At 69.7% G+C, this 12,908-nt stretch carries 9 protein-coding genes; 6 read left to right on the forward strand and 3 right to left on the reverse strand.

Annotated features, from left to right (window positions below):
• The first annotated feature begins 138 nt into the window (after positions 1 to 138).
• Positions 139 to 3,777 (forward strand): chromosome segregation protein SMC, encoded by a 3,639-nt coding sequence (gene smc / locus IH68_RS0134845; protein ID WP_030943108.1) that lies wholly within the window; start codon positions 139 to 141, stop codon positions 3,775 to 3,777.
• A gap of 180 nt (positions 3,778 to 3,957) precedes the next feature.
• Complete coding sequence (locus IH68_RS0134850) at positions 3,958 to 5,376, forward strand: sugar porter family MFS transporter (RefSeq protein WP_030943111.1); 1,419 nt, start codon at positions 3,958 to 3,960, stop codon at positions 5,374 to 5,376.
• Between the two features lie 108 nt (positions 5,377 to 5,484).
• Here IH68_RS0134850 and IH68_RS0134855 read toward each other — a convergent pair whose 3' ends face one another.
• Entirely contained in the window at positions 5,485 to 5,862 is a 378-nt protein-coding gene (locus IH68_RS0134855; protein ID WP_030943115.1) for a hypothetical protein, read from the reverse strand.
• Between the two features lie 54 nt (positions 5,863 to 5,916).
• Positions 5,917 to 6,888 carry an LLM class flavin-dependent oxidoreductase gene (locus IH68_RS0134860; RefSeq protein WP_030943118.1) on the reverse strand — a complete coding sequence of 324 codons (972 nt, stop codon included), beginning with the start codon at positions 6,886 to 6,888 and terminating at the stop codon, positions 5,917 to 5,919.
• Between the two features lie 105 nt (positions 6,889 to 6,993).
• On the opposite strand from IH68_RS0134860, the gene ftsY reads away from it, so the two are divergent.
• The gene (gene ftsY, locus IH68_RS0134865) at positions 6,994 to 8,196 is read left to right on the forward strand and encodes a signal recognition particle-docking protein FtsY (protein ID WP_030943121.1); all 1,203 of its coding nucleotides are present in this window, start codon (positions 6,994 to 6,996) and stop codon (positions 8,194 to 8,196) included.
• Between the two features lie 118 nt (positions 8,197 to 8,314).
• On the opposite strand, the gene IH68_RS0134870 is transcribed toward ftsY, so the two are convergent.
• Entirely contained in the window at positions 8,315 to 8,971 is a 657-nt protein-coding gene (locus IH68_RS0134870) for a bifunctional DNA primase/polymerase (RefSeq protein ID WP_030943125.1), read from the reverse strand.
• Between the two features lie 446 nt (positions 8,972 to 9,417).
• Between IH68_RS0134870 and IH68_RS0134875 the strand changes: the two genes are divergently transcribed.
• The 3 genes from IH68_RS0134875 (at position 9,418) to IH68_RS0134885 (ending at position 12,896) form a co-directional block, all read left to right on the forward strand.
• Entirely contained in the window at positions 9,418 to 10,908 is a 1,491-nt protein-coding gene (locus tag IH68_RS0134875) for a hypothetical protein (RefSeq protein WP_030943128.1), read from the forward strand.
• 315 nt (positions 10,909 to 11,223) lie between these two features.
• Positions 11,224 to 12,561, forward strand: a complete 1,338-nt coding sequence (locus IH68_RS0134880) for an ammonium transporter (protein WP_030943131.1) — start codon at positions 11,224 to 11,226, stop codon at positions 12,559 to 12,561.
• Positions 12,558 to 12,896 (forward strand): P-II family nitrogen regulator, encoded by a 339-nt coding sequence (locus IH68_RS0134885; RefSeq protein ID WP_009308760.1) that lies wholly within the window; start codon positions 12,558 to 12,560, stop codon positions 12,894 to 12,896. The genes IH68_RS0134880 and IH68_RS0134885 overlap by 4 nt, the downstream gene beginning before the upstream one ends.
• Positions 12,897 to 12,908 lie beyond the last annotated feature (12 nt).

Consider the following 12,908-nt stretch of genomic DNA (forward strand, 5'->3'; position numbering starts at 1 on the left):
AGGGACGCTTCGGCGTCCCTTCTTTCTTTCCCCCGCGCATCCTTTCACTCTCTTTAACGTTTGGTGTGCCCTGCACGTTCAAGGGTGAAACCGCGGGTTCATGGAGTGGGATACCGGCGGAAGGTAGAGTCCAGCGGCGTGCACCTCAAGGCCCTGACCCTCCGCGGGTTCAAGTCTTTCGCCTCGGCGACCACGCTCCGGTTCGAGCCGGGCATCACGTGTGTCGTGGGACCGAACGGCTCGGGCAAGTCCAATGTCGTGGACGCCCTGAGCTGGGTGATGGGCGAGCAGGGTGCCAAGTCGCTGCGCGGCGGCAAGATGGAGGACGTCATCTTCGCCGGCACCACCGGGCGCCCGCCGCTGGGCCGCGCCGAGGTGTCCCTCACCATCGACAACTCCGACGGGGCCCTGCCCATCGAGTACGCCGAGGTCACCATCACGCGGATCATGTTCCGCAACGGCGGCAGCGAGTACCAGATCAACGGCGACACCTGCCGTCTCCTGGACATCCAGGAACTCCTCTCCGACTCCGGCATCGGCCGCGAGATGCACGTCATCGTCGGCCAGGGCCAGCTCGACTCCGTCCTGCACGCCGACCCCATGGGCCGCCGCGCCTTCATCGAGGAGGCGGCCGGCGTCCTCAAGCACCGCAAGCGCAAGGAGAAGGCCCTCCGCAAGCTCGACGCGATGCAGGCCAACCTCGCGCGCGTGCAGGACCTGACCGACGAACTGCGCAGACAGCTCAAGCCGCTTGGCCGGCAGGCCGCCGTCGCCCGGCGGGCGGCCGTCATCCAGGCCGACCTCCGCGACGCGCGTCTGCGCCTCCTCGCCGACGATCTCGTACGGCTGCGGGAAGCACTGAAAGCCGAGGTCGCGGACGAGGCCGCGCTCAAGGAACGCAAGGAAGCCGCCGAGCAGGACCTGAAGAAGGCGCTGCAGCGCGAGGCGCTCCTGGAGGACGAGGTACGACAGCTCGCTCCCCGGCTCCAACGGGCCCAGCAGACCTGGTACGAGCTGTCGCAGTTGGCCGAGCGGGTGCGCGGCACGATCTCGCTGGCCGACGCGCGCGTGAAGAGCGCCACCTCGGCGCCGCCGGAGGAGCGCCGCGGTCGCGACCCCGAGGACATGGAGCGCGAGGCCGCCCGTATCCGTGAGCAGGAGGCCGAGCTCGAAGCAGCGCTGGAGGCGGCCGAGCGGGCGCTGGAGGACACGGTCGCGCACCGGGCCGAGCTGGAGCGCGAACTCACGCAGGAAGAACGGCGTCTGAAGGACGTCGCCCGTGCCATCGCCGACCGCCGCGAGGGCCTCGCCCGGCTGAACGGCCAGGTGGGCGCGGCCCGTTCGCGCGCCGCCTCCGCACAGGCGGAGATCGACCGCCTGGCAGCGGCCCGGGACGAGGCCCAGGAGCGGGCCGTCGCAGCGCAGGAGGAGTACGAGGCGCTCAAGGCCGAGGTCGACGGCCTCGACGCGGGCGACGCGGAACTGGGCGAGCAGCACGCGGCGGCGAAAGAGCAGCTGGCCGAGGCGGAGGCCGCCCTGACCGCCGCCCGCGAGGCGGCCACCGCGGTGGAGCGGAAACGGGCCGCGACGCAGGCCCGGCACGAGGCGCTCGCACTGGGCCTGCGCCGCAAGGACGGCACGGGCGCGCTCCTCGGCGCGAAGGACCGTCTCTCCGGCCTGCTCGGTCCGGCGGCCGAACTGCTGACGATCACTCCCGGCTACGAGGTCCCCCTGGCGGCGGCTTTCGGTGCGGCGGCAGACGCCCTGGCGGTGACCTCACCGTCGGCCGCGGCCGACGCGATCCGCTTGCTGCGCAAGCAGGACGGCGGCCGCGCATCGTTGCTTCTGGCGGGGGCGCCTGAGGAGCCGCCGCTGACGGACGCGGCCCATAGGGGCGCGGGGCTGTATCAATATGAGGCTCCGCCGCGGGGCGCGACCAGCCACAACGAACCCGCAGACGCCCAATCACCAAGCGCCCCCCTTCCTGCGGCGAACCTGGTCCGAGCTCCCTCCGACCTGATGGCCGCCGTGAGGCGCCTCCTGCACGGCATCGTCGTAGTCGACACCCTCGAAGACGCCGAAAACGTCGTATACACGCACCCCCACCTCACCGCCGTAACCGCCGAAGGCGACCTCCTCGGCGCACACTTCGCACACGGCGGTTCCGCAGGCGCACCCAGCCTGCTGGAGGTACAGGCCTCCGTCGACGAGGCCGCCGCCGAGCTCGAAGAGCTCGCCGTACGCTGCGAGGAACTCACCGAGGCCCAGCACGCGGCGGGGGAGCGGCGCAAGGAATGTGCCGCGACGGTCGAGGAGCTGGGGGAGCGGCGCCGCGCCGCCGACCGGGAGAAGTCGGCCGTGGCCCAGCAGCTGGGACGGCTCGCCGGGCAGGCACGGGGTGCCGCGGGCGAAGCGGAACGGACCGTCGCCGCTGCCGCACGGGCGCAGGACGCGCTGGACAAGGCCCTCGAAGAGGTCGAGGTCCTCGCCGAACGCCTCGCCGTCGCCGAGGAGATGCCCGTCGAGGAGGAGCCGGACACGTCGGTACGAGACCGTCTCGCCGCCGACGGCGCCAACGCCCGCCAGACCGAGATGGAGGCCCGGCTTCAGGTCCGTACGCACGAAGAGCGCGTCAAAGGACTCGCCGGCCGCGCCGACTCCCTCGACCGCGCCGCCCGAGCGGAGCGTGACGCACGCGCGCGTGCCGAGCAGCGCCGGGCGCGGCTGCGGCACGAGGCCGCCGTGGCGGAAGCCGTCGCCTCCGGTGCACGCCAGTTGCTCGCGCACGTCGAGGTCTCCCTCGCACGGGCCGAGGAGGAACGCACCGCGGCCGACGCCGCCAAGGCCCGGCGCGAGCAGGAGCTGACCGCTGCCCGGAGCGCCGGCCGCGACCTCAAGGGCGAGCTCGACAAGCTGACCGACTCCGTCCACCGCGGCGAGGTGCTCGGTGCCGAGAAGCGCATGAGGATCGAGCAGTTGGAGACCAAGGCGCTGGAGGAGCTGGGCGTGGAGCCGGCCGGGCTCGTCTCCGAGTACGGCCCGCACCAGCTCGTACCGCCCTCCCCGCCCGCCGAGGGCGAGGAGCTGCCCGAGGACCCGGAGCATCCCCGCAACCAGCCCAAGACCTTCCACCGCGCCGAGCAGGAGAAGCGGCTCAAGGCCGCCGAGCGGGCCTACCAGCAGCTCGGCAAGGTCAATCCGCTCGCCCTGGAGGAGTTCGCCGCACTGGAGGAACGCCACAAGTTCCTCAGCGAGCAGCTCGAAGACCTGAAGAAGACCCGCGCCGACCTGCTCCAGGTCGTCAAGGAGGTCGACGAGCGCGTCGAGCAGGTCTTCACCGAGGCCTACCGGGACACGGCCCGGGAGTTCGAGGGTGTCTTCAGCCGGCTGTTCCCGGGCGGCGAGGGGCGGCTGATCCTGACCGACCCCGACAACATGCTCACCACGGGTGTCGATGTCGAGGCCCGGCCGCCGGGCAAGAAGGTCAAGCGGCTGTCGTTGCTCTCGGGTGGCGAGCGCTCACTCACCGCCGTCGCGCTGCTGGTGTCCATCTTCAAGGCCCGGCCGAGCCCGTTCTACGTCATGGACGAGGTCGAGGCCGCGCTCGACGACACCAACCTGCAGCGGCTGATCCGCATCATGCAGGAGCTGCAGGAAGCCTCGCAGCTGATCGTGATCACGCACCAGAAGCGGACCATGGAGGTCGCCGACGCGCTGTACGGCGTCTCCATGCAGGGCGATGGTGTGTCGAAGGTCATCAGCCAGCGGTTGCGCTGAACATCAACTTCAAGAGTTGAACACATTCCCCTCACGAGTGCACTGAAAAGTCACAGACCTGCCCTCTTGACTTCGAAACTTGAAGGCATAGTCTCGGCAACGTTGTTTTTACCTTCAGGTATTACCTACCGGGAAGGGTCCCCCACCCGGCAGCGCTGCCGGTGGCCCGAGGAGTTGAACGTGACCAGCACAGTGCAGGCACAGAAGTCAGGAGCCAGAACGGCGCGTCCCGAGCACCTCGGGCGCGTCACCTTCATCGCGGCGGCGGCCGCGATGGGCGGTTTCCTGTTCGGCTACGACAGCTCCGTGATCAACGGCGCGGTCGAAGCCATCCGGGACCGCTACGGCATCGGCTCCGCGGCCCTGGCCCAGGTCATCGCCATCGCCCTGATCGGCTGTGCCATCGGCGCCGCGACCGCCGGCCGTATCGCCGACCGGATCGGCCGCATCCGGGTCATGCAGATCGCCGCCGTGCTGTTCACCGTCAGCGCCGTCGGCTCGGCGCTGCCCTTCGCGCTGTGGGACTTCGCGCTCTGGCGCGTCGTCGGCGGCTTCGCCATCGGCATGGCCTCCGTCATCGGCCCCGCCTATATCGCCGAGGTCGCCCCGCCCGCGTACCGCGGCCGTCTCGGTTCCTTCCAGCAGGCCGCGATCGTCATCGGCATCGCGATCTCGCAGCTGGTCAACTGGGGTCTGCTGAACGCCGCCGACGGCGACCAGCGCGGCAAGCTGATGGGCCTGGAGGCCTGGCAGGTCATGCTCGGCGTCATGGTGGTGCCAGCCGTCCTCTACGGCCTGCTCTCCTTCGCCATCCCCGAGTCGCCCCGCTTCCTGATCTCCGTCGGCAGGCATGAGCGTGCCCGCGAGATCCTCGCCGAGGTCGAGGGCGAGCACGGCAACCTGGACGCCCGCGTGAACGAGATCGAGCACGCGATGAAGAGCGAGCACAAGTCCGCCTTCAAGGACCTGCTCGGCGGTGGCTTCTTCTTCAAGCCGATCGTCTGGGTCGGCATCGGCCTCTCGGTGTTCCAGCAGTTCGTCGGCATCAACGTCGCGTTCTACTACTCCTCGACCCTGTGGCAGTCGGTCGGCGTCGACCCGACGGACTCGTTCTTCTACTCCTTCACGACGTCGATCATCAACATCCTCGGCACCGTGATCGCCATGATCTTCGTGGACCGCGTCGGCCGTAAGCCGCTGGCCCTGATCGGCTCGATCGGCATGGTGATCGGACTCGCGCTGGAGGCCTGGGCCTTCTCGTACCACTTGGTCGACGGCAAGCTGCCGGCCGCACAGGGCTGGACCGCCCTGATCGCCGCGCACATCTTCGTCCTCTTCTTCGCCCTGTCCTGGGGTGTGGTCGTCTGGGTCATGCTCGGCGAGATGTTCCCGAACAAGATCCGCGCCGCCGCCCTGGGCGTGGCCGCCTCCGCGCAGTGGATCGCCAACTGGGCCATCACCGCTAGCTTCCCGTCCCTGTCCGACTGGAACCTCTCCGCGACCTACGTGATCTACACGGTCTTCGCAGCGCTCTCCGTCCCGTTCGTCCTGAAGTTCGTCAAGGAGACGAAGGGCAAGGCGCTGGAGGAGATGGGCTGAGCAGCCCCGCACACTCGGGGAGAAGGGCCAAGTCCCCGCTGCCCCTCTCCTCGTACCGTCCGCCGCCCCCGCCCGGCACTGCCCGGGCGGGGGCGGCGGCCTCTTGTCTCACCAGATGAGGACGCCCCCGCCGATCTCCAGGGCCTTGCGGATGCTCTCCTCGATGATCCGCAGCCGCGTTTCGATCTGGTGCCGGCGCTCCTCGACCGTCCCCGGCCGGTCGGTGCGGTGGGCGAGCTCGTCGAGACGGGAGCGCAGCAGGGCGACCTCGCGCCGGAACTCCGGCACTTCCTCGGCCTCGACGCAGAGGTCGTCGTCCGCTAGCACCGGCAGGAAGCGGGCACCCAGCGAGCGTACGAACTCCGATCCCCACACCGTCGTACGCCAGGACTCGAACCCGCCGGACTGGTATACGTCGTCCGGTACGTCGAGGATCCGTATGCCGCCGTCCGGCTCGCGGGCGAAGACCTCCACCAACAGGCTCATGGGAGTCAGTGGATCACCCGTGCACCGGACCGGACCAGCGGATATCGCTCCGCATCAGCCCCCCAGCGCCGGAAGCACCCGCTCGGCGAACAGCCGCAGGCTCCGCCAGCCCTCCTCCACCGGCATCCCCCCGGCCAGCGGATGCAGTACGAGGTTGTCCAGCCCCTGCTCCACGCACTGGCCCGGCGTCAGGATCCGGTAGACGCCCTCCGCGCGCAGCTCGTCCACGCTCGTGGCCGCAGACTTCACCGCCGACCGGATGTCCCCGGACTGCCAGGAGGCGTACGTCCGCGCCTCGTGCAGGAAGTGCTCGCCGTGCTCGGCCCACACCCGGTCGGGATCCTCGGCGAGGTGCAGCAGCGGGGTCTCGGCGGCGGGCATCATGGTCCAGCCCTCGGTGCCGTACTCGACGAGCCGCTCCTTGTAGTACGCCTCCAGCTCCGGCAGATGCGCGCTAGGGAAGAAGGGGAGACCGAGGCGGGCCGCGCGGCGGGCGGCGGCCTTGGACGAGCCGCCGACCAGGAGCAGGGGGTGCGGCTCGGTGAAGGGGCGCGGGGTGACCCGTACCATGCGGCCCCGGTACTCGAACTCCTCCCCGGTCCAGGCCTTGAGCACCGTCTCCAGCAGCTCGTCCTGAAGCCTGCCGCGCCGCTTCCAGTCCACGTCGAACTGGGCGTACTCCTCGGGCCGGTACCCGATGCCGGCGACGGTCACCAGCCGGCCGCCGCTCAGCAGATCCAGTACGGCGATGTCCTCGGCCAGCCGCAGCGGGTCGTGCAGCGGGCCGATCACCGCCGAGACGGTGACCGCGATCCGGCGGGTCGCGCCGAAGACGGCGCCCGCGAAGGCGAACGGCGACGGCAGCCAGTTGTTGTCGACGCCGTGGTGTTCCTCGGTCTGCACGGTGGTGACGCCGTGCTCGTCGGCGTACGCGGCCATCTCCAGGGCGGCCCGGTAGCGGGCGCGGAGCGAGGCGGGGGTGGCACCGGGTTCGACGAGGTTGAAACGTACGACGGAGACGGGCATGGGGGTCCCCCTTCACCGGGCGGGTGTGCACGGGGACGTTAGCTGACGGAGTGTCAGACATCCAGAGGGGTGTCGCAGGACTCCATGACTGATACTGGACGCGTTATGGAAACCGTCATCCTTGCTGTAGTCATCGCCGTGGTCGTGCTCGGCGCGCTCGGCGGGCTCGTCATCGGCAGCCGACGGAAGAAGTCGCTGCCCCCGCCGCCGCCCGCCGCGCCCGACATCACCGCCCCTCCGGCCGAGCCGCACGTCGGCGACGAGGCCGAGACACCCCGCGACGAACCGCGCCGGACGATAGAGGAGGTGGATCTTCCGGACGGCTCGGCGCCGGTCGCCGTCGAGGAACCGCCCGCTCTCGAAATCCCCGAGATCGAGGTCCCGGAGCCGACGGCCGGACGTCTCGTCCGCCTCCGCGCCCGCCTCTCGCGCTCCCAGAACGCGCTCGGCAAGGGGCTGCTCACGCTCCTGTCGCGCGAGCACCTCGACGAGGAGACCTGGGAGGAGATCGAGGACATCCTGCTCACCGCCGACGTCGGCGTGGCTCCCACCCAGGAGCTGGTCGAGGGCCTGCGTGAGCGAGTGAAGGTGCTCGGCACCCGCACCCCCGCCGAGCTGCGCGGCCTGCTGCGCGAGGAACTCCTCAAGCTGGTCGGCACCGACTTCGACCGCACGGTGAAGACCGAGCCCGAGACCAGCAAGCCCGGCATCGTGATGGTCGTCGGTGTCAACGGCACCGGCAAGACCACCACCACCGGCAAGCTCGCCCGCGTCCTGGTCGCCGACGGCCGCAGTGTCGTCCTCGGTGCCGCCGACACCTTCCGTGCCGCCGCCGCGGACCAGCTGCAGACCTGGGGCGAGCGGGTCGGCGCCCACACCGTGCGCGGGCCGGAGGGCGGCGACCCCGCCTCCGTCGCCTTCGACGCGGTGAAGGAGGGCAAGGAGATGGGCTCCGACGTCGTCCTCATCGACACCGCCGGGCGCCTGCACACCAAGACCGGGCTCATGGACGAGCTCGGCAAGGTCAAGCGCGTGGTCGAGAAGCACGCCCCGCTGGACGAGATCCTCCTCGTCCTCGACGCCACGACCGGGCAGAACGGCCTGGTGCAGGCCCGAGTGTTCGCCGAGGTCGTCGACATCACCGGCATCGTGCTCACCAAGCTGGACGGCACGGCGAAGGGCGGCATCGTGGTCGCGGTCCAGCGCGAGCTGGGCGTGCCGGTCAAGCTGGTGGGTCTCGGCGAGGGCGCCGACGATCTGGCGCCGTTCGAGCCGGAGGCGTTCGTGGATGCGCTTATCGGCGACTGAGCGCCGGACACGTGGTTGTTTTACTACCCGCCCGGAATGCCCGAAATGTAAAGAAGCGCCCGCCCCCAAGGTGCAGTTGGGGCCGGGCGCTTCGCTGTGTACGTATGTGCAGATACGGCTATGCCCGCGACCGATGCGCCACATAGGCCAGCGTCCCCAGCAGTAGCCGGGCCGCCGGCGGTTTCGTGGCCGAATCCAGCGCCGGGGGCCGCAGCCAGCGCACCGGCCCCAGGCCGCCCCGGTCGGAGGGCGGGGCCGTGATGTACGTGCCGAGGCCCAGGCCGCGGAGGTCGAGGGAGGTCGGGTCGTCCCAGCCCATGCGGTACAGGAGCTCGGGGAGCTCGGCGGCGGCGCCGGGGGCGACGAAGAACTGGGCGCGGCCCTCGGGGGTCGCGGTGACCGGGCCGACCGGGAGGCCCATGCGCTCCAGGCGGACCAGGGCGCGGCGGCCGGCGGGCTCGGCCACCTCGAGGACGTCGAACGCCCGGCCGACCGCGAGCATGACCGACGCCCCGGGGAACTCGCCCCATGTCTTGGTCACTTCGTCGAGCGTGGCGCCGGCCTGGACCTGGGGCGCGAACTCCAGGGGATGCGCCCCTGGTGCGCTGCAGTCCGCCCGGCCGCAGGAGCAGTCGCCTGCCGCGGCCCGGGCCCCCGGGACCACGTCCCAGCCCCAGAGCCCGGTGAACTCGGCGACGGCGGTGCACTCCGAGGAGCGGCCGCGCCGACGCGAGCCGGAGCGGATCTCCCGGATGCCGCCGATCGTGAAGCCCATGCCCCCTCCAACGGGTCCGACGCGTCGGTGGTTACGACGCGGATGCGGATCGTGACCCTGTGTTTCCGGACGGCACCGGCCCCGCGTGGTCCGGGCGGCGCTGGGGGTGCCCCGGGTGGTGAACTCGGCGACGCGCGCCCCTGAGTGCTTCGCTCCGCCTACTCCCGATCGGTCTATGTCAAGTGAATCGCGTGGAGGCCACCGTGAGTTCATTCGAAGGGGTGGCGAATGGTGGCGTTTCTGGGATCGCCATGGCTGGACCAGTGATCGTAGGATTACTTTGAGTGCACGAGTCCTGGGGGCACATGCACTCGTGGGTATGCCGGAGGCAACTCGGCATCCCGTTCGAAGGGTGAGAACCGGCGGACGGGCAGCTGTATTTACCGGCATTCTGATAGGGCTTGGCGCACTCAGCGACAAGTGGTCTCAGGGATGGGGGCGTTCCAGTGAGCGGCAACGGCGGAAGCGGGACGACCGCGACCAGCACGGACAAGCGCCCCAACGAGTTGCTCACGTCCTGGTTCGTGCGCAGCGGCTGGTCGAAGGGCGAACTGGCCCGTCAAGTCAACCGCAGGGCGCGCCAGTTGGGTGCCAATCACATCTCCACGGACACCTCCCGGGTGCGCCGCTGGCTGGACGGCGAGAACCCCCGCGAGCCGATCCCCAGGATCCTGTCCGAGCTGTTCTCCGAGCGCTTCGGCTGCGTGGTCTCCGTCGAGGACATCGGCCTGCGCACGGCCCGTCAGTCACCCTCCGTGTCCGGCGTCGACCTGCCCTGGACGGGCCCGCAGACAGTGGCTCTGCTCAGCGAGTTCTCGCGCAGCGACCTGATGCTGGCGCGGCGCGGCTTCCTCGGTACCTCGCTGGCCCTGTCCGCGGGCCCGTCCCTCATCGAGCCCATGCAGCGCTGGCTGGTGCCCTCGCCCCAGGCTCCGCAGCCGGAGCCGGAGCCGGAGCCGTCGGCCGCGCCCCGTCGGCCCGGCCGGCTCTCCAAGCCCGAGCTGGACCTCCTGGAGTCCACGACGGTGATGTTCCGGCAGTGGGACGCCCAGTGCGGCGGCGGCCTGCGCCGCAAGGCGGTCGTCGGCCAGCTGCATGAGGTGACGGACCTCCTCCAGGAGCCCCAGCCGGAGACCACCACCAGGAAGCTGTTCAAGGTCGCCGGGGAGCTTGCGGAGCTGGCCGGCTGGATGTCGTACGACGTCGGGCTCCAGCCGACCGCCCAGAAGTACTTCGTCCTCGCCCTGCACGCCGCCAAGGAGGCGGGCGACAAGCCGCTCGGCTCGTACATCCTCTCCAGCATGAGCCGCCAGATGATCCACCTCGGCAGGCCCGACGACGCGCTGGAACTGATCCACCTCGCGCAGTACGGCAGCCGGGACTGCGCGAGCCCCCGCACCCAGTCGATGCTGTATGCGATGGAGGCCCGCGCCTACGCCAACATGGGGCAGCCCGGCAAGTGCAAGCGGGCCGTCCGGATGGCCGAGGACACCTTCGCGGACGTGGACGAGTGGGACGACCCGGACCCCGACTGGATCCGCTTCTTCTCCGAGGCCGAGCTGCACGGCGAGAACAGCCACTCCTACCGCGACCTCGCCTACGTCGCGGGCCGCAGCCCCACCTACGCGTCCCTGGCCGAGCCCGTGATGCAGCAGGCCGTAGAGCTCTTCTCCCGGGACACCGAGCACCAGCGCTCGTATGCACTGAACCTGATCGGCATGGCCACGGTGCACCTGCTGCAGCGTGAGCCCGAGCGGAGTGCGGTGCTGGCCGAGCAGGCCATGCACATCGCCAAGAAGGTCCGCTCCGAGCGCGTGAACACTCGTATTCGAAAGACGGTCGACACGGCCGTACGCGATTTCGGGGACCTCGCCGAGATCGTGGACCTCACCGAGAAGCTCGCCGTCGAGCTCCCGGAGACCGCCGAGGCGGTCTGAAATCCCTTGACCCCGGTCACGGCCGGCCCTCCCGAACTGCCCGACTCGGCTCCCCCCATGCCAGGTCATCGGAAGGCCGCCCGTGGCCGGTTTTCTTCCTCGGTGAAGGTTGCGCCACGATAACGATGAACTCACCCGACATCCGGCAGTTCATCGAGGCGTAACACACGGGGCGCCTTCGTCACGGCGGCGAAACAACGAGGGGCTTCCAACGAAACCGCGCTGCGCCAATCTCATGGCGCATAACCGGCCCACCCCTCATGACCGCTTCAGGCTTCGCCCGCACGGGGCCGTACCAACGACGAGGAGACGCCGATGGCACCAGCCATCACGCTTGCCGCGGAGGCACCCAAGCTGTCCTCCGCGAACACAGGCTTCATGCTCATTGCTTCTGCCCTGGTGCTGATCATGACGCCGGGCCTCGCCTTCTTCTACGGAGGCATGGTCCGCGTCAAGAGCACCCTGAACATGCTGATGATGAGCTTCATCAGCATCGGCATTGTCACCATTCTGTGGGTGCTCTACGGCTTCTCCCTCGCCTTCGGTACGAACAACAGTCTTATCGGCTGGGACTCCGACTGGTTCGGCCTGCGCAAGATCGGTCTGACGGAGCTGTGGCCCGGCTACACCATCCCGATCTTCGTCTTCATGGTCTTCCAGATGATGTTCGCCATCATCACTCCGGCCCTGATAAGCGGCGCCCTCGCGGACCGCGTCAAGTTCTCGGCCTGGGCGCTCTTCGTCGCCCTGTGGCTGACGATCGTCTACGTCCCGGTCGCCCACTGGGTGTGGGGTGCTGACGGCTGGGCCTTCAAGCTCGGTGTGATCGACTTCGCCGGTGGTACCGCGGTCCACATCAACGCCGGTGCGGGCGCGCTCGGCGTCATCCTCGTCATCGGCAAGCGCGTCGGCTTCAAGAAGGACCCGATGCGCCCGCACAGCCTCCCGCTGGTCATGCTCGGTGCTGGTCTGCTGTGGTTCGGCTGGTTCGGCTTCAACGCCGGCTCGTGGCTCGGCAACGACGACGGCGTCGGCGCGCTGATGTTCGTCAACACGCAGGTCGCCACCGCCGCCGCCATGCTGGCCTGGCTCGCCTACGAGAAGATCCGCCACGGCGCGTTCACCACGCTGGGCGCCGCCTCCGGCGCGGTCGCCGGTCTGGTCGCGATCACCCCGTCCGGTGGTGCGGTCTCCCCGCTCGGCGCGATCGCCGTCGGCGCCATCGCCGGTGTCGCCTGCGCCGCGGCCGTGGGCCTGAAGTACAAGTTCGGCTACGACGACTCCCTCGACGTCGTCGGCGTCCACATGGTCGGCGGCATCATCGGCTCCCTGCTCATCGGCTTCTTCGCCACCGGCAAGGGCCAGTCGACCGCGACGGGCGTCTTCTACGGCGACCACTCCTTCACCCAGCTGTGGAAGCAGTTCGCCGGTGTCGGCGCGGTCCTCGCCTACTCCCTGATCGCCTCCGCGGTCCTCGCCTTCCTCCTCGACAAGACCATCGGTATGCGGGTCACCGAGGACGAGGAGATCTCCGGTATCGACCAGGCGGAGCACGCCGAGACCGCATACGACTTCAGCGGTGCCGGTGGCGGTCTGGCCAAGACCGCCGTCCCGGCCGGTGTCGGCGCCGACAGCAAGAAGGTGGACGCATGAAGCTCATCACCGCCGTCGTGAAGCCCCACCGGCTCGACGAGATCAAGGAGGCCCTGCAGGCCTTCGGAGTCCACGGCCTGACGGTCACCGAGGCGAGCGGTTACGGTCGTCAGCGGGGCCACACCGAGGTCTACCGCGGTGCCGAGTACACCGTCGACCTGGTTCCCAAGATCCGTATCGAGGTACTGGCCGAGGACGACGACGCCGAGCAGCTGATCGACGTCATCGTCAAGGCGGCCCGAACCGGCAAGATCGGTGACGGCAAGGTCTGGTCGATCCCGGTCGAGACGGCCGTACGGGTCCGGACCGGCGAGCGCGGCCCGGACGCGCTCTAACAGAAGAAGTAA

This window comes from Streptomyces sp. NRRL S-646, assembly GCF_000720765.1.
GTDB lineage: Bacteria > Actinomycetota > Actinomycetes > Streptomycetales > Streptomycetaceae > Streptomyces.